At 64.5% G+C, this 21,902-nt stretch carries 23 protein-coding genes; 5 read left to right on the forward strand and 18 right to left on the reverse strand.

The annotated features are described in order from the left end of the window. The 9 genes from ABD088_RS11815 to ABD088_RS11855 form a co-directional block, all read right to left on the reverse strand. A complete protein-coding gene (locus ABD088_RS11815; RefSeq protein WP_343902133.1) occupies window positions 1-219 on the reverse strand; it encodes a hypothetical protein in 219 nt (72 codons plus the stop codon). Further along, window positions 216-392, reverse strand: coding sequence for a hypothetical protein (locus ABD088_RS11820; protein WP_343902134.1), 177 nt, complete (start codon window positions 390-392; stop codon window positions 216-218). Before ABD088_RS11820 ends, ABD088_RS11815 begins: the two co-directional genes overlap by 4 nt. After that, window positions 389-607: a hypothetical protein gene (locus ABD088_RS11825; protein WP_343902135.1), complete on the reverse strand. Its 219-nt coding sequence runs from the start codon at window positions 605-607 to the stop codon at window positions 389-391. Before ABD088_RS11825 ends, ABD088_RS11820 begins: the two co-directional genes overlap by 4 nt. Beyond that, entirely contained in the window at window positions 604-858 is a 255-nt protein-coding gene (locus tag ABD088_RS11830; RefSeq protein ID WP_343902136.1) for a hypothetical protein, read from the reverse strand. Before ABD088_RS11830 ends, ABD088_RS11825 begins: the two co-directional genes overlap by 4 nt. Further along, a complete protein-coding gene (locus ABD088_RS11835; RefSeq protein WP_343902137.1) occupies window positions 855-998 on the reverse strand; it encodes a hypothetical protein in 144 nt (47 codons plus the stop codon). Before ABD088_RS11835 ends, ABD088_RS11830 begins: the two co-directional genes overlap by 4 nt. Next, window positions 995-2,590: a YfjI family protein gene (locus ABD088_RS11840; RefSeq protein WP_343902138.1), complete on the reverse strand. Its 1,596-nt coding sequence runs from the start codon at window positions 2,588-2,590 to the stop codon at window positions 995-997. Before ABD088_RS11840 ends, ABD088_RS11835 begins: the two co-directional genes overlap by 4 nt. Before the next feature lie 365 nt (window positions 2,591-2,955). Continuing rightward, window positions 2,956-3,252: a hypothetical protein gene (locus tag ABD088_RS11845; protein ID WP_343902139.1), complete on the reverse strand. Its 297-nt coding sequence runs from the start codon at window positions 3,250-3,252 to the stop codon at window positions 2,956-2,958. Between the two features lie 13 nt (window positions 3,253-3,265). After that, complete coding sequence (locus ABD088_RS11850) at window positions 3,266-3,559, reverse strand: hypothetical protein (RefSeq protein WP_343902140.1); 294 nt, start codon at window positions 3,557-3,559, stop codon at window positions 3,266-3,268. Window positions 3,560-3,619: 60 nt separating this feature from the next. Beyond that, a complete protein-coding gene (locus tag ABD088_RS11855) occupies window positions 3,620-3,832 on the reverse strand; it encodes a helix-turn-helix transcriptional regulator (protein ID WP_343902141.1) in 213 nt (70 codons plus the stop codon). Between the two features lie 91 nt (window positions 3,833-3,923). Between ABD088_RS11855 and ABD088_RS11860 the strand changes: the two genes are divergently transcribed. Continuing rightward, a complete protein-coding gene (locus ABD088_RS11860) occupies window positions 3,924-4,523 on the forward strand; it encodes a helix-turn-helix domain-containing protein (RefSeq protein WP_343902142.1) in 600 nt (199 codons plus the stop codon). Next, entirely contained in the window at window positions 4,498-5,586 is a 1,089-nt protein-coding gene (locus tag ABD088_RS11865; RefSeq protein WP_343902143.1) for a tyrosine-type recombinase/integrase, read from the forward strand. The genes ABD088_RS11860 and ABD088_RS11865 overlap by 26 nt, the downstream gene beginning before the upstream one ends. Here the strand turns inward: ABD088_RS11865 and glnA are convergent. Beyond that, a complete protein-coding gene (gene glnA, locus ABD088_RS11870) occupies window positions 5,583-7,007 on the reverse strand; it encodes a type I glutamate--ammonia ligase (RefSeq protein WP_343902144.1) in 1,425 nt (474 codons plus the stop codon). The two genes, ABD088_RS11865 and glnA, sit on opposite strands and share 4 nt — an antisense overlap. 273 nt (window positions 7,008-7,280) lie before the next feature. Here glnA and ABD088_RS11875 point away from each other — a divergent pair, with 273 nt between their 5' ends. Continuing rightward, entirely contained in the window at window positions 7,281-7,715 is a 435-nt protein-coding gene (locus tag ABD088_RS11875; RefSeq protein WP_343902145.1) for an RDD family protein, read from the forward strand. Window positions 7,716-7,790: 75 nt separating this feature from the next. Here ABD088_RS11875 and ABD088_RS11880 read toward each other — a convergent pair whose 3' ends face one another. Genes ABD088_RS11880 through lipB form a run of 3 tightly spaced genes read right to left on the reverse strand, consistent with a single transcriptional unit; the run spans window position 7,791 to window position 10,298 of the window. Beyond that, on the reverse strand, window positions 7,791-8,552 hold the full coding sequence (locus ABD088_RS11880; protein WP_343902146.1) for a DUF4191 domain-containing protein: 762 nt from the start codon (window positions 8,550-8,552) through the stop codon (window positions 7,791-7,793). Window positions 8,553-8,583: 31 nt separating this feature from the next. Then, complete coding sequence (lipA, locus tag ABD088_RS11885) at window positions 8,584-9,588, reverse strand: lipoyl synthase (RefSeq protein ID WP_343902147.1); 1,005 nt, start codon at window positions 9,586-9,588, stop codon at window positions 8,584-8,586. Then, window positions 9,585-10,298, reverse strand: a complete 714-nt coding sequence (gene lipB / locus ABD088_RS11890; protein WP_343902372.1) for a lipoyl(octanoyl) transferase LipB — start codon at window positions 10,296-10,298, stop codon at window positions 9,585-9,587. The genes lipA and lipB overlap by 4 nt, the downstream gene beginning before the upstream one ends. 75 nt (window positions 10,299-10,373) lie before the next feature. Between lipB and ABD088_RS11895 the strand changes: the two genes are divergently transcribed. Further along, window positions 10,374-12,002, forward strand: a complete 1,629-nt coding sequence (locus ABD088_RS11895) for a serine/threonine-protein kinase (protein ID WP_343902148.1) — start codon at window positions 10,374-10,376, stop codon at window positions 12,000-12,002. A gap of 45 nt (window positions 12,003-12,047) precedes the next feature. Continuing rightward, window positions 12,048-15,560, forward strand: coding sequence for a S41 family peptidase (locus ABD088_RS11900; protein ID WP_343902149.1), 3,513 nt, complete (start codon window positions 12,048-12,050; stop codon window positions 15,558-15,560). 100 nt (window positions 15,561-15,660) lie between these two features. On the opposite strand, the gene ABD088_RS11905 is transcribed toward ABD088_RS11900, so the two are convergent. From ABD088_RS11905 to ABD088_RS11925, 5 genes are all read right to left on the reverse strand, one after another. Beyond that, window positions 15,661-16,098, reverse strand: a complete 438-nt coding sequence (locus ABD088_RS11905) for an OsmC family protein (RefSeq protein ID WP_343902150.1) — start codon at window positions 16,096-16,098, stop codon at window positions 15,661-15,663. Window positions 16,099-16,254: 156 nt separating this feature from the next. Beyond that, the gene (locus tag ABD088_RS11910) at window positions 16,255-16,605 is read right to left on the reverse strand and encodes a hypothetical protein (RefSeq protein ID WP_343902151.1); all 351 of its coding nucleotides are present in this window, start codon (window positions 16,603-16,605) and stop codon (window positions 16,255-16,257) included. Between the two features lie 138 nt (window positions 16,606-16,743). Then, on the reverse strand, window positions 16,744-18,471 hold the full coding sequence (gene sucB / locus ABD088_RS11915; RefSeq protein ID WP_343902152.1) for a 2-oxoglutarate dehydrogenase, E2 component, dihydrolipoamide succinyltransferase: 1,728 nt from the start codon (window positions 18,469-18,471) through the stop codon (window positions 16,744-16,746). Window positions 18,472-18,614: 143 nt separating this feature from the next. Next, window positions 18,615-19,994: a dihydrolipoyl dehydrogenase gene (gene lpdA / locus ABD088_RS11920; protein WP_343902153.1), complete on the reverse strand. Its 1,380-nt coding sequence runs from the start codon at window positions 19,992-19,994 to the stop codon at window positions 18,615-18,617. Window positions 19,995-20,200: 206 nt separating this feature from the next. After that, the gene (locus ABD088_RS11925) at window positions 20,201-21,712 is read right to left on the reverse strand and encodes a leucyl aminopeptidase (RefSeq protein WP_343902154.1); all 1,512 of its coding nucleotides are present in this window, start codon (window positions 21,710-21,712) and stop codon (window positions 20,201-20,203) included. Window positions 21,713-21,902 lie beyond the last annotated feature (190 nt).

Consider the following 21,902-nt stretch of genomic DNA (forward strand, 5'->3'; position numbering starts at 1 on the left):
TTATTCCTGTTCTGCCGTGGTGGCGGGTAGTGGGTGCTCCGGTTCGCCGTTGGCGTCGCAGAGGTCGTGGAGCTGGTCGGCGAGTGTCCGGGCTTCGGGGTAGGTCAGGTGGGAGACAAGGCCTTTGGCGCGGTTGGTGAGCGCGATTCCGGGTGTTTCGTTGCGCTGCTCGTCTCTCCATGTCCAGGGTTTGGGCTTCACTCCGGGGCGACGGGTCATCGGCCGTTCTCCTGGCAGTCGTGGGCTTGTAGATAGGCCTGTAGGCGTTCGGCGCGGTGCTTCCAGTAGTTGGCTTGCTGCTCCAGCCATGTGGACCGCTCGTAAAGGGCTGCGGCTTGTGCGGGTTCCCGCCATCCGAGCAACTGCCTGTCCGTGTACCTGTATCCGCTCATTTGCGGGCCTCCTGCGTGGTGGTGTGGGCTTCGAGTACGGCGAGGCGGGCTATTGCCGCGGTGGCCTCTGTGCGGGCCTTGTGCTGGCGGTCCTGTAGTTGGACGGCGAGCCATTGAAGCTGGCGCTTGTTGAACTGGGCTACCCATCGTGGCGGTGTCCAGTCGGCCGGCGGCGTTGATTCCGTGGATTGCGTGGATTCTGTGGCGGGGGTCATCGGTTGGCCTGCTCTGCTTGCCACAGCGTCTCCTGGTTGTCTTCGGGCTGCGTGGGCTCTCCGGCTTCGACGGGGCGTAGCTGGCAGAGGATGATGTGGGCGTCTTTCCCGGCCATGTGGGCGCGGTCTACGGCTCGTTGGGCCGCCGGGAGGTTCCAGTAGACGGTGCGCCGGTATCGGGGCTCTTGGGAGTCGCTGCGGACTTGTGCCAGGACGACATGCACGCCGTCGATCAGGACTGTCGGGTTCATGCGGGGTTCTCCTGATTCGGGTTGCGAAGGTCTTCGAGCTCGTTCTCTAGCCGCCGGATCTTTCGCTCCAATTTGGCGATGATGCCCTGGCGTAGGGCGGCGAGTCGTTGCCAGTCCTTGAGGGCCAACTGGTCGGTCATGCTGACTCCTGGATTCGGTTCGCGGGGGCTCCCACGTAATCCACGTAATCCACGGAATGGGATTCTGTGTATTCCGTGGATTCTGTGGCGTGGTTCGGATCGATGAATATGCTTGGGTGCGCCACGAATCGAGGTGATGGCTTCCGCCCTGCTCCCTCCCGACTCTCAGGCTGGATAGGCAGTACCCATTCGTGTTCTGCCAGCAAGTTCAATTCCTGCTGAATGGTTTCCACGTCGGGGAACACACTTCGACTGGCACGCATCATGAGTTCCCGCACGGTGAAGGTGTCCACGCCACCCTTCCGAATGAGTTTCAGGAGGGTCTGCGCCTTGGCGTGGGGGTTCGTGAAACTCATCATGTAGAAGGCTGCGATGGCATGTTCGATGAAGTACTCGGCCATGGTCGCCGCACAATCCACAGAATCCGCAGAAATGGGCTCCGAAGCTGGCCGGCCGGATGCCAGGTGGTGGATTCCCGCGAACCGTGCCGTGGTTCCTGCCAGCTTGGATCCCCAGCCGATGAGGCGAGGGCTCCCCAGTTGCCCATCGGGCCGCAGATCGGTTTCTACGGCCTCCTGCCAGATGTTGAATCGGTAGGCAGCCTCCGGGCCGAAGGTGAGCACGTCGGGTTCCTGGTTGTCGTACAGCCTGCCGACGAGTTCCTGCACTCGTTCGTAGTAGGCGGCTGCTACCTCGGTTGGCACGGCAGCCGGGTTGACCTTCCGGTATCCCACGAATGAACCGGGGATGGAGTACAGGAAGCGTTCGAGCTCGCCGCGGGATTTCTCGACTGGTTGCCGCCCGATTTCCCGGAGGACCGATGGCTGCACGGTGAGGATGAAGCCCAGCGTCACCGACGGCAAGGTTTCGGATTCCCGGCCTTTGCGGTCTACCCGCATTTCGTCCCCGGCGTGGCCCTTCAGCAGGATCTCCATGTTCGGCGCGCCGCTGTACCGGCCGGCGAAGATGTCGAAGATCCCCCCCTCTGCCGAGGCAACGACGATCTTGCCGCCGTTGTCCGCAGCCAAAGACGTCAGTGCTTCGGGTGTTGCATCGTCGGCCAGGATCCGGGGCAAGGGTGGAACGACGATTTCGTCCGCCTCCCGGCTGGCCTGAAGGTACGCCTCTTCGGTTGCCTTGCCGCCGATGACTTGTTTGCGCACCGTTTCGGCCCTGTCCTCGCGGAGCTTCTTTCGCGCTGCCTGCTCGCTGATGTAGGGCCGGGCCTCGCTGATCTTCAAATCCTCGAAGTCGCGGAGTGGTTTGGTGCAACTGGCGAAGACACTGGATTTACGGTTGCCCGGTTCCATGGCCGCGACCGTGTATAGGTTCAGTGGTTCTATCCAGCCGGGGGTGGGTTCGATGACGGCTTTGCCTCCGACGCACGCGGCCATGATTCCGAGCGTGACGGTAGCGACCATGTCCACCGGAGTCTGCGTTGCCTCGGCAGTCGCCAGGACATAGTCCTTCCACCACTTGGGCAGGTCATTTGCCGGGAACGATGGAGGGCGGGGCGCGGATTGCAACGGAGCTGGCGTAATGCTCTCGGCTGCTACGCGTGCTTCGAGGACGTTGTCGTACTGGTAATCCACTTAGGATGCCTTTCTACAGGGTGGGTCCGCGAGTCCGTAGCGGGCTCGGTGCCGCGCTACGTCGATGAACTCGCGAGTTCCCTTGACAGAGGTTTGGATTTCCTTTTGCTGGAGTTCCTGTGCGCGGATGATGCGTGCCAGTCGCTCGTGGTCTATGGACTTGGCTAAGCCCGTTTGATACCCCCATAGGAAGAGCTCCCATGCATCCGGGTGGGTGCGTAGGAGCTCTTCGAGTCGTTCGTAGTGGGGGTCTGGGCCTGCGTGCGGGGGCAGCGGGTCCATGGTGGGTTACTCCGGGTCGGCCTCGAAGATGAGACGCCATGCCCAGATGCCGGCGACGACCGTGAGGGCCACGTGGAGGGCGATCACTTTGATCCCTGCATTTCGTAGATGGCACGGATGACGCCGCCGGCCTCCACATCGCGGTCCTCGGCCCACTGGGCGACCTGTGTGATGGTCATGTCCATGAAAGCCGCAGCAGTAACTCCCGAAGCCTGGATGGCTGCGGCAGCCGAGCCATCCTCCAAGGTCCGGGCGCGGGCGATAAGTTCATCCGCTTCCTGCCGGAGGGAGAAGGCGCGGTATCGGGCGGTGCCGAGCTCTCCCGTGCCCTTGTGGGTCACGCGTGTACCTGCGGCGAGGTTGTTGGTAGGCTGTTGCATGATGATCTGCCTTTCAAAGGGCGGGTTGGACGGTCTCGGAAAACTGTTTGGCGACGGTTCCGGGGCCGTTTTTCTTGTTTGAGTGGCGAAGGGAAGTTCTTCCAGCGTCCACATTTGTTGCTACCGACTCTCCGACTGGATCGGAGTAGGTGATGTAGCGGGTCAGATCCTCATCCAGCATCCGGGCCTGTCGCTTGTGCAGCTTCAGGGCGAGTCGCTGGGTCTTGGACCTGCTCATCGGGATCTGTCGTTCGGCTGTGAATTCAGTGATGCGGCGCTCGTAGCCGGTGAGGGTGATTGTGGGCATCACAAACTTTCTTGGTGTCATCGTCCGTGGCGTACCTCGGAGCGGTTGGGGCGAGCGGTTCTAGCTGGCCTGGCCGGCTTCGAACGCCTGGTTGATCCACTTGTCCAGGTCCTCGCGGCGGTACATGACCTTGCCGCCGATCTTGGCCGACTTCGGGCCGGTGCCCTTGTGCCGGTAGAACCGGAGCGTGTTCACCGGGATACGGGTTTCCTCGGAAACCTCGTCCATCGTCATCAGGCGGTGCATGGCGACTTGCATTCTGTCCTCCATCATTTTTGTGGGTTTAGTCCACTTTTTTGGTGATGCTTCGAGATTACCACATTGGTGATGGATCGCAACTCTTTTTTGTGGAAGAATGCTGAGTATGGCCGATAAGAGCGAACCTAGTATTGAATCCCGTGTAATTGAGAGCGTTATCGCCCTGCGTGAAGAGCGGGGCTGGACTCAGTCCGAACTTGCTCGCCGTATGGCCGAGTTTGGCTGGCCAAAGTACACGCAGATGACGGTTTCTAGGACAGAGAAGGGGGAGCGTCCGGTCAGGCTGAATGAAGCCGAGGCGCTAGCAGAGGTTTTCGGCGTGGAAATGTACGCGCTATGGCTTCCCAGATCCGTGCGGGAGTATGAAGTAGCTTCCAAGCGGGCGGAGTCCCTGTCCGAAGAGTTGAACTCGCTTATCGGCAAGTATCTGGCGGCCCAGGAAGAGCTGGCCTATCGAGCGGACCACGCCGAACTGGCCGAAGATGAGATTTCCTATGTGGCAGCACAGCTTGTCCTAACGCCCGAGAGGTTGGTGGAACAGGTGAAACTGGAGCGTAAGCAAAACAAGGAAGCCGTCGTTGCCCGAATTGGGCGACCGCTTGCTGAACGCGAGGTGGCGGCCGAAGATGCATTCTGGTCCTCGCCGGATCGGAAGCTGCATGATTTGTTTGAGGCGCTAAATGGCATCGATCCAGAAGCGTCCTGACGGGGCGTGGCGCGCCCGCTACCGCGACGCGGCTGGCAAGGAGCACTCCCGGCACTTCGCCCGGAAGATCGACGCCCAAAAGTGGCTGGATGAGGTTATTGCATCCGTAGTCCGGGGCGACTACCTGGACCCGCGGAATGCGAAGACGACGATAGGGGAGTGGGCTGACTCCTGGCTCAAGGGATATGAGCAGAACAGGACATCGACGGTACGCCAAGCTCGGTCGCATCTGAAGCACATCCGGGAGGCGTTCGGCGGCCGACCCTTGGCGTCTGTACGCCCGTCTGAGGTCAAGGCTTGGACTGTGCGGCTCAAGGAGTCGGGACTAGCTGATTCCACGGTTTATGCGCTTCACAGCCGCCTGGGCCAGCTCTACGCCGACGCAGTCCACGATGGGCTTGTGGCCCGCTCCCCGGTCAGCCGGAAGACCTCGCCAAAGGGCGGCAAGCAACGGCCATACGTCGCCACCACGGCTCAGGTCTGGGCGCTTCACGATGCGATGCCGGAAGGTTTGCGTCCGGCTATCCTGCTGGCGGCGTTCGCCGGGCTACGAGTTGCCGAAGCCGTCGCGCTGCGGGTAGAGGACGTGGACTTCATGCGCGGCGTCATATCGCCCGTCTTCCAGTACCCGGCTGACCCCTTGAAGACGGAAGCCTCCAGGACACCGATCCCCATATCCACGGATCTCGCGGTGGAGTTGAACAGAATGCCGGCAAAGTTCGACAGTGACACCATAGTCACCACCGAGTGGGGCCGGGCCATAGCTCCGTACACATTGGAGACGCGTTTTCGGGAAGTGCGGGCAACTGTCGAAGGCCTGCCGGAAGGGTTCAGGTATCACGACCTCCGGCACTATTACGCCTCGCTCCTCATAGCATCGGGGCTGGACGTGAAAGTCGTGCAACGCTGCCTCCGGCACTCGTCAGCGAAGACGACCCTGGACACTTACGGGCATATGTTCCCGGATAAAGAAGAATCCGCACGCGCCGCCGTCACCGAAGTGTTGGCAGCCCGTGCGGACTCTGTGCGGACTAAACCGGATTCAGCCGCGGGATCTGGCTAGCAACCGTAGTAGAGCTCGAACTCGTACGGGTTCGGGCGCAGCGAGAGCGGCTTGATCTCGTTCTCACGCTTGAAGTCGACCCAGGTGCGGATCAGGTCCTCGGTGAAGACGTCGCCGGCAAGGAGGAACTCGTAGTCCTCTTCCAGGGCGACCAGGGCTTCCTCCAGGGACCCCGGGGCCACCTGGATGTCCTTGGCCTCTTCGGCCGGGAGCTCGTAGAGGTCCTTGTCGATCGGGTCCGCCGGCTCGATGCGGTTGCGGATGCCATCCAGGCCGGCCATCAGCTGTGCGGCGAAGGCCAGGTACGGGTTGCCGGAGGCATCCGGGGCGCGGAACTCGATGCGCTTGGCCTTCGGGTTCGAACCGGTGATCGGGATGCGGATGCCGGCCGAGCGGTTGCCCTGCGAGTACACCATGTTGACCGGGGCCTCAAAGCCCTTGACCAGGCGCTTGTAGGAGTTCACGGTCGGGTTGGTGAACGCGAGGACTGCCGATGCGTGCTTGAGCAGCCCGCCGATGTACCAGCGTGCGACGTCGGACAGTCCGGCGTAGCCCTTCTCGTCGTAGAACAACGGCACGCCGTCGGTCCACAGCGACTGGTGGCAGTGCATGCCCGAACCGTTGTCACCGAAAATGGGCTTCGGCATGAAGGTAGCCGACTTGCCCCAGGCATCGGCCAGGTTCTTGACGATGTACTTGAACTTCAGGATGTCATCGGCCGAGTGGGTCAACGTGTTGAACTTGTAGTTGATCTCCGCCTGGCCCGCCGCACCCACTTCGTGGTGCGAGCGCTCGACCTCGAGGCCAGCGGCCTCGAGTTCCAGGCAGATCGCGTCACGTAGGTCGGCCTGCTTGTCGGTCGGCGCGACCGGGAAGTAACCACCCTTGTACGGGGTCTTGTAGGCCTGGTTGCCACCCTCTTCCTTCTTGCCGGTGTTCCACGGCGCCTCGACGGAATCGATCTTGTAGAAGGAGCCCTGGGGCTTCGACTCCCACTGCATGTTGTCGAAGATGAAGAATTCGGCCTCGGGGGCGAAGAAGGCGGTGTCGGCGATGCCGGTCGACGCCAGGTACGCCTCGGCCCGTTCGGCCACGCCTCGCGGATCGCGGTGGTACGGCTCGCCCGTGCGCGGGTTCACGATCGAGAAGTTGAAGGCCAGCGTCTTTTCAACGCGGAAGGGATCGAGGAAACCGGAGGTGACGTCCGGGATCAACTGCATGTCTGAATCGGCAATGCCCTGGAAGCCCTTGATCGAGGACGCGTCGAACAGCTGCCCGTTGACGAAGAAGTCGGCGTCGACCGTCTTCGCGGGGACGTTGAAGTGCTGCTGCACCCCCGGAAGGTCCGTGAATCGGATATCGACGAATTTCACGTCTTCGTCGGCAATGTACTGGAGGACTTCGTCCGGGTTCTTGAACATCTGCTACTGCTCCTAAGAGATCTGCTCAGGCCAGGGAAGCACGCGGCTTTTGCACGTGTCGGCCCCTCGCTGTTACCTCTACCCTAGCGAATTCTGGTTTCTCGACAGTGACGCATGTGTTTCGGTGACGTTACACGGCGCCCCCGAGGGTGACGATCAGCAGGGCACGGATCCGGGTTTCCGATGCTGGCGTTTCCCCGGGTGGAGCTTGTCGGAGCGTGTTCCCGGGCACGACGCCGGTGCACCGCCACCGCGCCACGGTAGGCTGGAGGGGTGGAAAGAAAAGACGTCAGTTCGTGGCTCGAAGGCCCGCCGCAGCTCAATCCCGAGGCCTGGCCAGGCCAGCGGCTCGGTCGGCCGGAGTCCGGTCCCGGCTCGGTGGCCCGCATCGGACGACGCGTCGGCGCCTTGTGCATCGATTGGGCCTTGGCCATGATCCCGTCCTTCATCTTCTTCAATGGCAGTTCCCTGGCGAACCTGACGTTCTTCGCGGCCATGCAGATCCTCTTCGTCGGCGTGACCGGCCACTCCATCGGCCATCGCATCCTGGGGATGCAGGTCCAGGGGATGGACGGTTCCGCCATCCGACCGCTGCAGGGCCTGATCCGCGGAATCCTTGTCTGCCTGGTCATTCCGCCCCTGGTGACCGATCCGGATCAGCGCGGACTGCATGACCGGGCGATCAAGGCGATCCTCGTGCGTATTTGAGCCCGGGCCCCTGTCTCTGCAACAAAAAAGTGCCGGTTCCCCCGCGGGGGAACCGGCACTTTTCGTGGATACCGTTTAGCGGCCGCGCATGGACCGGCGGTCCGGACGGGCCTTGTTCGGGTCGATGCCCTTGGGGATCGGCAGCTTGGCGCTTCCCAACGTCGACAGGCGCATGTCCACGGCGTGGACCTCCTGCTTGTTCAGCGTCTTGGGGAACTTCTTCATCTTCTTGGCCACATCACCGAGCGGCGTCTGGCCCTCGCCCGAGCCGGCGTTGATGACGTGGATCGGGACGTTCGGCAGCACGCGGCTCATGCGACGGCGCTCGGAGTCCACGAGGGGGCGGACACGGTTCGTCGGGCCCTCGGTGACCAGCACGACGCCGGGACGACCGATGCCGCGGAAGACCAGGTCCTGGGTGCGCGGGCTGATGGCCACTGGCTGCTCCGTCAGGACCCAACCGCGGCGCAGGACGGACATGGAGGCGCCGGCGGCACCGGCCTTGCCCTCCAGCTGCTTGAACGCAGCCCGTTCGGCGCGCCGGGAGAGGATGAGCAAGGCGGCCAGCAGGCCCAGGGGGATGGACACCAGAAGCGTGGTGATCCAGTTGTTGATCAGCAGGCCAACGACCAGGCCGATGGCAACGATGCCGACGAAGGCCAAGACCATCCACCACACGGCGTTCGGGTCGTTGCGCCGGGTCATCTGGAAGACCTGGCCGAGCTGCTTCAGCCGGCCTGGTTCCTTGGCGGCCTTTTCTGCTTTGGGCTTGCGGGAGAACAAGGAGCGCTTGGGCTTCGCATCATCATTTGCGGGTGAGTTAAGGGTCTTGGCCATAGTGGTTCGATTCTACGCGATCGGCGAGGTGCTAGCGGGCGGCGAGCAGCGTTGCTGCCTCTTGCTTGGTCGTGCCTGAACTTTCGATGTGTGCCAGCTCCTCGGGGATCGGCAGGCCCTTCTTGCGCATCGCACCCGCCCACAGGCGGCCCGCCCGATAGGACGAACGCACCAACGGCCCCGACATCACGCCCAGGAAGCCGATCTCCTCGGCGGCCTTCTGCAGGTCAACGAACTCCTGGGGCTTGACCCAACGCACCACCGGGTGGTGGCGTTCGGTGGGGCGCAGGTACTGCGTGATCGTCAACAGGTCGCAGCCGGCTTCGCGCAAGTCGCGCATGGCGTCAACGACTTCCTCGAGGGTTTCGCCCATGCCGAGGATGAAGTTGGACTTGGTGATCATGTTGTTGTCGCGCCCCTGCGAGATGACATCCAGGGATCGGTCGTAGCGGAAGGCGGGCCGGATCGACTTGAACAGGCGCGGCACCGTTTCGACATTGTGGGCGTAGACCTCGGGAGCCGAAGCGCAGATCTCGTCCAGGAATTCCTTCTTGCCGGAGAAATCCGGAATCAACAGCTCGACGCCGGTGCCCGGGTTGAACTGGTGGATCCTGCGGACCGTCTCGGCGTAGAGCCAGGTGCCTTCGTCCTCGAGGTCGTCGCGGGCCACGCCCGTCACGGTCGCGTAGCGCAGGCCCATCTGCTTGACGGACTGGGCCACCTTGAAGGGTTCGGCGCGGTCGATGGCCTGCGGCTTGCCGGTGTCGATCTGGCAGAAGTCGCACCGTCGGGTACATTCGGAGCCGCCGATGAGGAACGTGGCCTCGCGGTCCTCCCAGCACTCGAAGATGTTGGGGCAGCCGGCTTCCTCGCAGACCGTATTCAGGCCCTTGTCCTTGACGAGCTTCTTGAGTTCGACGTACTCCGGCCCGATTTCGACCTTCGCCTTGATCCACTCGGGCTTTCGTTCCACGGGGGTGGCCGAGTTGCGCTGTTCGATGCGCAACATGCGGCGGCCTTCGGGGGCGAGGCTCACAGTAGGGCTCCTTCATCGGCGTTTGATGGGTTGTTCTTGATGGCAGGTTCGAGAAGCCGGGTCAGCTCCTCCTGCACGCGGTCGAGGACATCGACGGGGCGAACGGGCCGCCCGCTCTCCTCGGTGATGCTGGTCGTGGACGCGTCGGCGATACCGCAGGGGATGATGCGAGAGAAAGCCGCGTCATCATTATCGCAGTTCAGGGCGAAACCATGCATCGTCACCCCGTGGTCAACGCGGATGCCAATGGCGGCGATCTTCCGGTCCTGGCCGCCGTCGGTGCCCAGGACCCACACCCCGGCCCGGCCGTCCACGCGCTGGGCGTCGATGCCGAAGCCGGCGACGACGTTGATCAGCATCTCCTCGAGACGATGCACGTAATCGCGGATGCCGGCGTGGTTGGCCAACTCCACGATCGGGTAACCCACCAGCTGGCCCGGTCCATGCCAGGTGATCTTGCCGCCCCGGTCCACGTCGACGACGGGGGTCCCATCGATGGGAAGGTCCTGCGGTTCGGTGCGTTTGCCGGCCGTATAGACGGCCGCATGTTCAAGAAGCAGGACTTCGGGGCCCCGTGCGCCGGCAGCCACGTCGTCGTGGATGCTGCGCTGCAAGTCCCAGGCTTCCTGGTAGTCAACGTAGTCCGGGGCAAAGCCCAGCCGCTGGAAGGAAATGGTCATGGGATCCACGCTACTCGTCGACGTGCACAGGTTCGAATTGCATGAAGCCCCGACGGCCTGTGGATAACTTCTGCGCGGTCTGGGCAAAGCCGGTAAAAAGAGAAGATGGAAGCACCGACCCCGAGGACAGGACGCCCCGAACTGGAGGATTGGTCCGTCGAATCCGAGATCGGCAGCGGCGGCTGCGGAACCGTCTATGTGGTCCGGAACCGGCACACCGGGGATCGAGCCGCACTCAAGGTCCCCACGTCATGGAACGACGACGGCGGTATTGCGGCGGAGATCGCCGCGTTGGCTTCCGTGAAACACCAGCACATCGTCGATTTGGTGGGGACCCTTCGAACGGACCAGGGGGACGCCATCCTGATGGAATACCTGCCGGGTGGTTCCGTGGCCGACCTCATCGCGGCCCGGGGCCCGTTGAGCCTGGGGGAGGCCGTCACCGTCATGGCGCCGATCGCCGGCGCCTTGGCCTATCTCCATGACCAGGGCGGCGTCCATGGTGATGTCTCACCGGGGAACGTGCTCTTCACCGCGGCCGGAATGCCCAAGCTGGCGGACCTCGGGTTGACCGTGTTGGTCGGTGGCCGGCAGTCGGCGTCCGGAACGCCGGGGTTCCATGCACCGGTATCGGAAGGAGCAGATGCCGGTGGCAAGCGGCTGCGGCCATCCCGCGACGTCTTTTCGCTCGCGGCGCTGACCTGGTACATGGTCACGGGCCGCGTCGCCGGGCCCACCCGGCAGAGGCCGCCCTTGTCGAGTTTGTTGGGCAGCGTGCCCAGCGAACTCGTGGAGCTCCTCGAGGACGGCCTGTCCGAAGACGAGGAGCGTCGGCCGAGTGCCGCCGAGTTCAGCCGACGGATTTTCGAGGTGGCCAAACCGCAGCCTGTCAGTCTGCGGGATGTGGTCCGCCCGGAGGCCCTGCCCCACATGGTGACGCGCGTGGTCAGGAACCAGCAGCCCGCGCCGGGACGAAACCCCTGGGCCCGGTTGCGTGCGTGGGCTGGAGGGCGCCGGCCCGACAAACGGTCGCGCCAGGGGCGGCCGCGGGACACGACGACGCATCGGTGGGGGAGCGCCCGGATCTGGCTGGCGGCACTCTCGGTCGCTCTGCTCGCCGGGCTCGTGGCCCTCGGGATCGGTGTGCTGGACCGCTTGCAGGCTCCAGACCCGGTGACGTCAGCGGGCAACACGCAGCGGGAGGAGCGGCCGACAGCGCCACCTGCCGACGGGCCCCGCCGAGCGGAAAAGAGTGCGGCCGCGAGTGCCAACGCCACGCATGCCCCCCGTCCCGTCCTGGAGAACAAGGCGTTTCGCGAGGCGGTACCGAAGGACCCGGTCCAGGCCGCCAAGGTCCTCACGGCACGACGGGACCTGGCTCTTGCGGCAGCCGACGCGGCGGCCCTGCGCCGGGTCCATGCGCGCCGGGGTTCCTCCTTGGGGCCCGACTTGGCCAAAGCCAGCCAACTGCGCTCACAGGGCCTGCGCTATGAGGGGCTGCGAACCAGGCTCTCCGATGCAGCGGTCAGCACAGGAACCGTCGGGGACACAGTCGACGTCGTCGTGACCAGTACGCTGGGCGCCTACCAGGTGGTGGGGGCCGACGGGGCAGTCGTGGCATCCATCGACGACCAGGAAAACCAACGAGTGACGTTGCGGTTGGCGCGCAGCAACAGCAGTTGGTTGATCGCCGCGGTCCTCGACGCATCGGAAACAGTGAAGAAGAAGTCCTGATGTTTCGTCGGTGACGCGGCCCCTTCCTGTCGATAGGATCGGACGATGAGTCCCAGTAGCTATCTTCGATTCCCGCATGTCTTCGACCAGTTGGTCACCTTCGTTGCCGAAGATGACGTGTGGTTGGCCCCGCTGGCCGGAGGGCGTGCCTGGCGTCTTTCAGCGCAAGGACTTCCCGCCCGCAATCCCCGGTTCACCCCCGATGGCCAGACCGTCGTGTGGACGATCCTCGCCGGTGGCTCGCAGGAAATCGTTGCCGCATCGGTTGATGGCGGCAACTACCGTCAACTGACCCACTGGGGCCACCCGTCCACCAGAAACCGGGGATTCACCCCCTCGGGGGAAATCCTGGCGATCACCTCCCAGGGACAGGGTGATTCCCGGCTGACCTGGGCGCGGGCAGTCCCGTTGGATGGCTCGCCAGAAAGAGCGCTGAAGTACGGGCCCGTTGATTCCCTGGCCTGGGGGCCTTCCCTCGGGGACGAGCGCCCGCTGGTCATCGGCAGCGCGTTGAGCAGGGAACCCGCGTGGTGGAAACGCTATCGGGGCGGAACGGCCGGGAAACTGTGGATCGATCGCGAAGGCGGAGAAACCTTCGAACGCTTCCTTCCGGAGATTGACGGCAACCTCTGCGACCCACACTGGATCGGGCAGCGCATATCCTTCCTGTCCGATCATGAAGGGTACGGAAACGTGTACTCAGTGGACACTTCCGGTGGCGACCTGAGACGCCACACCGACCATGACCGTTACTACGTCCGCCACCTGTCCGCTGATGGCAGCCGCCTGGTGTACGAATCCGCCGGCGACCTGTGGATCCTGGACCAGCTGCAGGCTGAACCCCGCAGAATCCAGATCTCCTTGGGGTCTGCAGGCCACGCTCGGCAGCCGAAGCCGTTGGACGTGGCATCCCATCTGGTGCGTGCCACGCCGGACCACGCAGGAAACGCGAGCATCATTGAAAGCCACGGAATGCTCCACCTGCTCATGCACCGACGTGGCCCTGCCCGTGCCATCGCAGCCACCCCGGGCGTTCGAGCCCGGCATGGACACTTCCTGGGCTCGGAGCATGTGGTCTACGTCAGCGACGAGGACGGAATGGAGGCCCTCCGCGTCCGACCGTTGGACGCCCCGGGGGCGGGACAGGAATTGCTGCCCGGACCGGGCGCCACCGACGTCACCGCAGCAGCTCCCAAGGAACCAGACGACGTGGCCGTCGAGTTGCCCCAGCCAGTCAGTGCTGCCGGGCTCGCGGGACCGACGGGCCAGCAGGGCCGCGCCGGTGCGGCGGCCCCCGGCTCACCTGACAGCGACGAGGACCGAACGAGCGAGCCGACCCAGGACGGGTCCACGGCGTCTGCGCAGGAGGGGAGCGGTACCCCGGACGAACAATCCTTCGAGCTTCCCGCGGGCCACCGAGTGCGTTCCCTCACCCCCAGCGCCGACGGCCGGTGGGTCGCCGTCGCCACGGAGACCGGCCATGTCTTCCTGCTCGACCCCCGGGCCGAAACGTGGCACGAGCTCAGCCAGGGTGGACACGGAGGCGTCGACCGGCTGGCCTTCTCGCCGGATGGCCGTTGGCTGGCTTTCGCCGATCCGGTGACGGAGTTCGGCACCCGCAGCCGGATCCTCCTGGTCTCCACCGAGTCTCCGGAGGATGCGCCGATTGAGGCGACGGACGGCCGCTTCCGGGACCACTCCCCGTCATTTACCCCTGACGGGAAGTACCTGGCCCTCTTGTCGGATCGAAGTTTCGACCCGCTTTACGACACCCACACGTTTGACCTGGCCTTCCCGGCCTCCACCAAACCCTTCCTGATCGCCCTGGATGACAGGACCCCCTCGCTGTACGGTCCATGCGTCTACGGTGCCGAACCGCACACGTCAGGGCAGAAGGCGAAGCCGGGCCCCGCCAGCGAGGACACCGATACGGTGCCCCGGACCCAGGTCGTGGTCGAGGGGCTGCCGTCGCGCCTCTTCGCGGTCCCCGTGCCGCAGGGACGCTACGAGTCCCTGGAGGCCGTCGACGGTGGCTTGGTGTGGCTGACCGACCTTTCAACGGGCGTGACCGGAGACGGGCGGGCCCCTGACGCACCCGTGGAGGCCAAGCACCTGGATCGTTTCGACCACGAAACCCAGCAGACGACGACCCTGGTGGACGCCGCCGAGGCATTCCTGCTCAGTGGCGACCGGAAACGGGTCGTGGTCATCCATGACGGTACGGTTCGGGCGGTGCCTTCGAACCGGGCGGCGGAGAAGGACTCGCCCGATGCCCGGGAGATCGACCTCGGCCGGATTCGGGTCCGTCTGGATCCGCCAGTGGTCTGGGCGCAGGCCTTCGAGGAGGCCTGGCGCCTGCAACGCGACTTCTATTGGGTGCAGGACATGGCGGGACAGGATTGGCAGGCAGTGGCCGAGGCCTACCGGCCGCTCGTGCAGCGGCTTGGATGCCACGACGACCTGGTCGACCTGCTGTGGGAGCTACACGGTGAACTGGGCACGTCCCACGCCTACGTGACACCTGCCGCTGCCACCGGCGGCGAGCGGCAAGGCCTGCTGGGTGCCGACCTGGAATACGTCGGCGGCCAGTGGCGCATCACCGACGTCCTGGCCGGGGAGTCCTCGGATCCACAGGCATACTCACCACTGGCTGCACCCGGCGTGGGAGTGCGTTCCGGTGACACGCTGGTGGCCGTTGACGGGGTGGGAATCCCGGCCAGCGGACCTGCGGAACTGCTCCAAGGCGCCGGCGGGAAAACCGTGGAACTGACAGTGCGTGGCGGTGGGCAGTCAACTGACCCCGGGAACCTCCGGCGAGTCGGTGTGGTCCCGGTCCGTGATGAGCAGCGGCTGCGCTACCACCAATGGGTCGAGCGCAACCGCAGGGAAGTCCGGGAGGCCTCCGGCGGGCTGTTCGGATACCTGCACATCCCCGACATGATGCCGCTGGGATGGGCGCAGCTCTTCCGGGACCTGGACCAGGAGGCGTCTCGCGATGCCCTGCTCATCGATGTCCGCCGCAACCGTGGCGGACACACCTCGCAGCTGGTCGCCGACGTCATCTCCCGCAAGGTCACAGCCTGGTCCGTGGGACGGGACATGGAACCGTGGACGTACCCGGCCAGCGCGCCCCGGGGGCCAGTGGTCATCCTCACCGATGAATGGGCCGGTTCGGACGGTGACATCATCACCCAAGTGGGCAAGCTGCGCGGAATCGGTCCGGTGGTGGGCATGAGGACCTGGGGAGGGGTGATCGGCATCGACGGGCTGTTCGATCTGGTCGATGGCACCCGGGTCACCCAGCCGCGCTACGCGACCTGGTTCACCGGGGGAGTGGCTTGGGGCGTGGAGAACCGGGGAGTGGATCCGGACATCGAGGTCCCCTTCCCCCCGCATGCCTATCTGGCTGGCCTGGATCCGCAACTGGAACAGGGGATCACCGTGCTCAAGGAGATGCTCCGGGAGATTCCGACGCAGGCGCCGCCTGAGAGGACCGGCTACCCGAGCCGCAAGCCGGGCCCGCTGCCGGCTCGACCGCAGCCGGTGCCGGGGGACTGACCCGGGCCCGCACCACGCGGGTCATCTTTCCCAGTAGTTAAACTGCAGCAGGGCGCCGGACCCCGTGGGGGTTCCGGCGCCCTGCTGCTGGTGAGGACTGCTAGGAGACGAGGGTGGCCTCGAGCGTGATGCTCGGAACCGAAGCCAGCGCCTTGGATACCGGGCAACCTTCCTTGGCGCCCTGAGCGGCCTCCTGGAACGCTGCTTCGTCAATGCCCGGCACGGTGGCCTTGAGCACCAGGCGGATCTCGGAGATGAGCGGACCGTTGGTGGTGTCGAAATCGACCTCGGCGGTCGTCTCGAGGGACTCCGGGGCGAAGCCGGCTTCCTTCAGCACGTTGCTCAGCGCCATCGAGTAGCAGGAGGCGTGGGCCGCGGCAATGAGTTCCTCGGGGCTGGTCTTGCCTTCTGACTGCTCGGCGCGGGCCTTCCACGTGATGTCATACGTGCCGATGCCCGAGGTTTCGAAGGTGGTCTGGCCGCTGCCGGAGAAAAGGTCGCCATTCCATACGGTGCGAGCTGAACGGGTTGTAGCCATTGGGGGACTCCTCCACATCTGGGTGGGCGACCGGTTCCGGGCGCCACTTACCATCCTATGGCTCCGCGTGCCGGAGGCAAGTGGGAGTCCCCGGACGTCAAACGGCCCCCGGTGATCCACGAGGGATCGTCCAGGGGCCGGCGGCGGAGGTGGGGATCAGACCCAGAGGACGGCGATGGCGATGTTGACCAATGCCAGGCCACCGACGGCGTGGGCGATGCCGGTGGGAACCTCTTCATTGGCCTTGACCTTCTTGCGGCCGAGCCAGGCAGCCACGAGGATGCCCAGCGCGATGACCAGCTTGATGCCAAGCTTGATCCGGTTGGGTTCGCCGTCGCCCATTTCCAGCAGGCCGAACATCAGGATGCCGGTCACCACCTGGGTGATGGAACCGATCCACTGCCAGAGGCCCACGGTGGGCTTCTTGAAGGAGGCGAGCCAGCCGCCGAAGATCGCGGCTGCACCGAGGATGTGCAGGAAGATGAGCAAGGTGAAGAGGATGTCCATGAGTCCAGTTTAGGGGCGAATTCGACAGCCTGTCGAAATGGCGGCATGTCCCGGCACACGACGACGGCTGGTGATTTCCCGGGGGGAGTCACCAGCCGTCGTCGTTTGCCTCAAGCCGCCGAGGCGGTCAGCGCGGTGTTACAGGCCGAGGTCGGCCTCGAAGGCGCCCTCTTCCAGACGTGCGCGCAGCGTCTGCAGGAAGCGTCCTGCGTCGGCACCGTCGACCAGGCGGTGGTCGTAGGTCAGCGACAGGTACATCATGTGCCGGATCGCGATGGTGTCATCGCCGTCCGGGCCCGTGACGACCATGGGACGCTTGACGATCGCCCCGGTGCCCAGGATGGCCACCTGCGGCTGGTTGATGATCGGGGTGTCGAACAGGGCGCCGACGGAGCCGATGTTCGTGATCGAGAACGTGCCGCCGGACAGCTCGTCCGGGCCAATCTTGTTGTCACGCGTCCGCTTGGCGACATCGGCGATCTTGCCCGCCACTCCGGCGAGGTTGAGGTCACCGGCGTTGGAGATGACCGGAACCAGCAGGCCCTTGTCGGTATCCACCGCAATCGCCAAGTGCTCGGCGTTGTGGTAGGTGATCTCCTGCTTGTCCTCGTCGTACTCGGCGTTCAGCTTCGGGTGCTGCTTCAGCGCTTCGGCGACGGCCTTGGCGATGAACGGCAGGAACGTCAGCTTGGTTCCGTTGACGGCCTGGAACTGGTCCTTGGCCGCGGTGCGCAGCTTGGCGACGCGGGTCATGTCGACCTCGTGCACCTGGGTCAGCTGCGTGGAGACGTCCAGGGACTCACGCATGCGCCGGGCGATGACCTGGCGGATCCGCGGGGCCTTCTCGGTCTTGCCACGCAAGGAGGAGGGCACGACGGCGGCAGGTGACTTGGGCGCCGATCCCTGAGGTGCAGCGGGAGCGGCTGCCGGGGCAGCCGCCTTCTTCGCCTCGACGGCATCCAGGACATCCTGCTTGCGGATGCGGCCGCCGACGCCAGTGCCCGAGACCGACGCGAGATCGATGTCGTTCTGGGACGCCAGACGACGGACCAGCGGAGTCACGTAGCCGTCGTTGCTGCCAGCAGATGCCGGCGCGGCGGGGGCAGCGGTCTGCTGCTGGGGTGCTTCCTGCTTCGGAGCTTCCTGCTGGGGAGCCTCGGCCTTCGGGGCTTCCTGCTTGGGCGCTTCCTGCTTCGGAGCAGCCTCCTGCTGGGGGGCTTCTTCCTTGGGTGCTTCCTGGGCGGGCGCGGAACCCGAGCCGACAACGGCCAAGACGGCACCGACCTCGGCGGTCTCATCCTCGTTGACCTTGATTTCCAGCAGCGTTCCGGCGACGGGCGACGGGATCTCGGTATCGACCTTGTCGGTCGAGACCTCCAACAGGGGCTCGTCGACCTCGACGCTGTCGCCAACCTGCTTCAGCCAGCGGGTCACGGTACCTTCGGTGACGCTCTCGCCCAAGGCGGGAAGCGTGACATCGGCACGATCTCCGGAGTCAGCCGAATCCTCGGACGGGGCAGCGGACTCCTGCTGCGCGGGCTCTTCGGCAGGGGCTTCTTCGGACTTCTCGGGTGCTTCCTCAGCGGCCGGCTCTTCTGCCGGCTCTTCGCTGGAGGACCCCGAACCGGAGCCATCACCAATACGGACCAGCGGAGCGCCAACATCGGCGGTCTCGTCCTCGGGGACGAGGATCTCTTCGATGACGCCGGCGACGGGCGAGGGGATCTCCGTGTCGACCTTGTCGGTGGAAACTTCCAGCAGCGGTTCGTCGACTTCGACGCTGTCGCCAACCTGCTTGAGCCAGCGCGTCACGGTGCCTTCGGTGACGCTTTCACCGAGTGCGGGCAAGTTCACGGTTTCAGACATGGTGTCCCCGTTCTCCTAAAGCTATATTTCTTGACTTGGACGGCCGGCAACGAGGGCGGAGCGGCCGGTGTTCGGCTTGGTTCGAGCTTAGTCCACGGTGGCCCGGCTCCGAAAAGCCGGGCCACCGTGGGCGCCCGAAGGGACTAGCCGTGAAGCGGTTTGCCGGCGAGGGACAATGCGGTCTCGCCCAAGGCTTCGTTCTGGGTCGGGTGCGCGTGGATCAACTGCGCGACATCCTCCGGGTAGGCCTCCCAGTTGACGATCAGCTGGGCTTCACCAATCTGCTCACCAATGCGGCCGCCGATGCCGTGGACGCCGACGATGGGCCCGTTCTTCACCCGGACCATCTTGATGATGCCGGTCGTGCCCAGGATGGAGGACTTGCCGTTTCCTGCGAGGTTGTACTCGGCGACCTCGATCTGGTCCTCGCCGAACTTCTCCTTCGCCTTGGGCTCGGTGTAGCCGACGGAGGCGATCTCCGGTTCGCAGAACGTGACCTTGGGAATGTTGATGTCTTCGACGATGACCGGGTTCTGGCCGGCGATTTCCTCGGCGACGAAGATTCCGTGCTGGAATCCGCGGTGGGCCAACTGCACACCCGGGACGATGTCACCGATGGCGTAGATGTTTCCGACACCGGTGTGCTGGCGTTCGTTGGTGATGACGAAGCCGCGATCCATGGTGATGCCCTGGTCCTCGAAACCGAGGCCCTCGGTCACGGGCCCACGGCCCACGGCGACGAGCACGATATCGGCTTCCAGGACCTTGCCGTCGGCGAGGGATACCTTGGCGGAATTCTCGTCCTGTTCGACCTTTTCGAAGAAGACGCCCGTGTTGAACTTGATGCCGCGCTTCTTGAAGGAGCGCTCCAAGTTCTTGATGATCGACGGATCCTCGTTGGGAACCAGCGAGGGAAGGCCCTCAACGATGGTGACGTCCACACCGAACGACTTCCACACGGAAGCGAATTCGACGCCGATGACGCCGCCGCCGAGCACGATGGCGCTCTTCGGAATGGTGTCCATGTTCAGGGCCTCGGTGCTGGTCATCACACGTCCGCCGATTTCCAGGCCCATGGTCTTGGAGGTGGAACCGGTGGCCAAGATGATGTTCTTGCCCTTGTAGGCGACACCGTCAACATCGATCGTGTCCTGCGAGACGAGGCGGCCATTGCCTTCGATGACATTGACCTTCTTCATCTTCAGCAGGCCCGAGAGTCCCTTGAACTTCCCGGCAACGATGCCGTCCTTGTATTTGCGCACACCCTCCATGTCGATGGAGTCCAACGTGGTGTTGATGCCGTACTTGGCGCCTTCGCGTGCGTTTTCTGCCAGTTCGGCAGAGTGCAGGTACGCCTTGGTGGGGATGCAGCCGGTGTGCAGGCAAGTGCCGCCGACCTTTGCCTTCTCCACCAGCCCGACGGTGAAACCCAGCTGTACGGCCCGCAGCGCGGCCGAATAGCCGGCGCTGCCGCCACCGAGGATGAGTACATCGAATTCTTGCGTTGTTGCCGATTCGGCCACGTTAACGCTCCCTCGCGAGTGAGATCGGGCCCCCAGGGGGTGGGGGCTCATTCCTTGTGCATGGCCTGGTCGACGGGTCGGTCGGGCAGGCACTGCCTACTATTGTTTCAGGCTTTACCTTAGCGTGGTCGCCGACTCTTCATCCACATGTCGTGACGGGGGGATCGGGTGTTGGTGACCAGCTTCACGGAAGGAAGCCGTGGGGGCTACTGCGCCGCCAGCTGTTCGGCGTAGGCAAGCAGCGTCCGCAGCCCGGCGCCGGTACCGTTCTTCGGAACGTAGCCGTAGGGCGCGACGTCGTTGAATGCCGGGCCCGCAATGTCGATATGTGCCCACGGGATCTTCTTGCCATCGACTTCGCCCACGAATTCCTCCAGGAAAACGGCAGCGGTCATCATTCCGCCATTGCGGTCACCGGCATTGGCCAGGTCGGCTACCGTCGAATCCAAGGATGACCTGAGTTCCTCGGGCAGTGGCATGCCCCAGACACTCTCACCCGTCGCTTCCGCGGCGCTGACCAGTGCATCCCGGATCCCGTTGTCTCCCATGACGCCACTCGTCCGGCGTCCCAAGGCGACCATTTGCGCACCTGTCAAGGTGGCAATGTCGATGACAACGTCTGGCTTTTCCGCGCTGGCAGCGACCAGACCATCCGCCATGACCAGGCGCCCCTCGGCATCTGTGTTCAGGATCTCCACCGTCTTTCCGCCGAACATGGTGAAAACGTCGCCCGGCCGGGCAGCATTTCCCCCGGGCATGTTTTCCGCCAGACACAACCAAGCTGTGGTGCGGACGGGCAGCCCCAGTTCAGCGATGGCCGAGATCGTTCCCAGGACAGTGGCCGCACCGGCCATGTCGGACTTCATGTGGTGCATGTTTGCCGGTGGCTTCAACGAGATGCCACCGGTATCGAAGGTGATGCCCTTGCCGACGAGCGCCAGATGCTTTCCGGCCTTGGCCGGGGTGTACTCGATCTTGACCAGCCGTGGAGGACGGGCCGAGCCCTTGCCCACGCCCATGATGCCGCCATAGCCGTCCTTTTCCAGCCGCTTCTCATCGAACACCGTGACCTTAAGCGGGAGCGATTTGGTGACCGTCCGGGTTTCGGAGGCAAAGGATTCGGGGTAGAGATCGTTGGGTGCGGTGTTGACGAGGTCCCGAATGCTGCGTACAGCCCGGCCAATCACTGCCGCCCGGCGCAGGGCGGCAGGCAAAGACTTGTGGGCCGACGCTCCCGTGGCGATGACCCCTTCCGTCAAAGGGAACTTTTCCGGTGCCTTGGAACGGTGGTTGGGAAATGAGTAGGCCCCGAGCGCGACGCCCTCGGCCACCGCTGCGGCCAACTCCACGGTGGGTGTCGGGAAGGCGAAGACGACCTTGGACAGACCAGCCAGCTGTCGGGCTGCCGACCCAGCTGCGCGGCGGAGGCATTCGGGGTCAGGGGTGTCGCCCTCTACCCGCCCGATTCCGGACAAGACCAGGACGCCGGCCTTGAGCGAGTCGGTGGCGGGAAGTCGGACCACTTCATCAGGCGCGCCGGAGATCCCGAGCGACACGAGGGACTCCTGCAGGGCGGCCGCCTCCGCCTTGGGCAGCGGTGAGCCAAGCAGGCGTGGTCCATCCGTGCTTTGGGCGACGGCGACGACGACGGCTTGGGCGGCGACCCGGCGTACGTCGGGGGAGACAGCGGTCAGCTTCAGTTCGCTGGCGTTGATCACGTGGCGAATTCCTTAATGCGGCCAGGGCCGCGGTTGGCGAATCAGCAGGCATATTGCGTCTGTCTTCGATCGTAGCGCTGTGGGACCCGGTCCCGCGTCCTTTGTGGATGCTGTGAGGGGGCAGGACGGCCAACCGATAGAATGAAGGCCGTGTTCGGGAAGCATTCCAGCCGCGTGTGTGTTGAACCGT

Source organism: Arthrobacter rhombi (assembly GCF_039526245.1).
In the GTDB taxonomy this organism is placed as follows: Bacteria; Actinomycetota; Actinomycetes; order Actinomycetales; family Micrococcaceae; genus Arthrobacter_H; species Arthrobacter_H rhombi.

Excerpts from the sequence above, each read along its gene's own strand:
- ABD088_RS11845 (WP_343902139.1), bottom strand. The coding sequence starts at position 3,252 with ATGCAACAGCCTACCAACAACCTCGCCGCAGGTACACGCGTGACCCAC.
- ABD088_RS11905 (WP_343902150.1), bottom strand. The coding sequence starts at position 16,098 with ATGGCTACAACCCGTTCAGCTCGCACCGTATGGAATGGCGACCTTTTC.
- ABD088_RS11850 (WP_343902140.1), bottom strand. The coding sequence starts at position 3,559 with ATGCCCACAATCACCCTCACCGGCTACGAGCGCCGCATCACTGAATTC.
- ABD088_RS11820 (WP_343902134.1), bottom strand. The coding sequence starts at position 392 with ATGAGCGGATACAGGTACACGGACAGGCAGTTGCTCGGATGGCGGGAA.
- glnA (WP_343902144.1), bottom strand. The coding sequence starts at position 7,007 with ATGTTCAAGAACCCGGACGAAGTCCTCCAGTACATTGCCGACGAAGAC.
- ABD088_RS11860 (WP_343902142.1), top strand. The coding sequence starts at position 3,924 with ATGGCCGATAAGAGCGAACCTAGTATTGAATCCCGTGTAATTGAGAGC.
- ABD088_RS11880 (WP_343902146.1), bottom strand. The coding sequence starts at position 8,552 with ATGGCCAAGACCCTTAACTCACCCGCAAATGATGATGCGAAGCCCAAG.
- ABD088_RS11825 (WP_343902135.1), bottom strand. The coding sequence starts at position 607 with ATGACCCCCGCCACAGAATCCACGCAATCCACGGAATCAACGCCGCCG.
- ABD088_RS11855 (WP_343902141.1), bottom strand. The coding sequence starts at position 3,832 with ATGATGGAGGACAGAATGCAAGTCGCCATGCACCGCCTGATGACGATG.
- ABD088_RS11910 (WP_343902151.1), bottom strand. The coding sequence starts at position 16,605 with ATGGACATCCTCTTCACCTTGCTCATCTTCCTGCACATCCTCGGTGCA.
- ABD088_RS11865 (WP_343902143.1), top strand. The coding sequence starts at position 4,498 with ATGGCATCGATCCAGAAGCGTCCTGACGGGGCGTGGCGCGCCCGCTAC.
- ABD088_RS11900 (WP_343902149.1), top strand. The coding sequence starts at position 12,048 with ATGAGTCCCAGTAGCTATCTTCGATTCCCGCATGTCTTCGACCAGTTG.
- ABD088_RS11835 (WP_343902137.1), bottom strand. The coding sequence starts at position 998 with ATGACCGACCAGTTGGCCCTCAAGGACTGGCAACGACTCGCCGCCCTA.
- ABD088_RS11830 (WP_343902136.1), bottom strand. The coding sequence starts at position 858 with ATGAACCCGACAGTCCTGATCGACGGCGTGCATGTCGTCCTGGCACAA.
- ABD088_RS11815 (WP_343902133.1), bottom strand. The coding sequence starts at position 219 with ATGACCCGTCGCCCCGGAGTGAAGCCCAAACCCTGGACATGGAGAGAC.
- ABD088_RS11895 (WP_343902148.1), top strand. The coding sequence starts at position 10,374 with ATGGAAGCACCGACCCCGAGGACAGGACGCCCCGAACTGGAGGATTGG.
- sucB (WP_343902152.1), bottom strand. The coding sequence starts at position 18,471 with ATGTCTGAAACCGTGAACTTGCCCGCACTCGGTGAAAGCGTCACCGAA.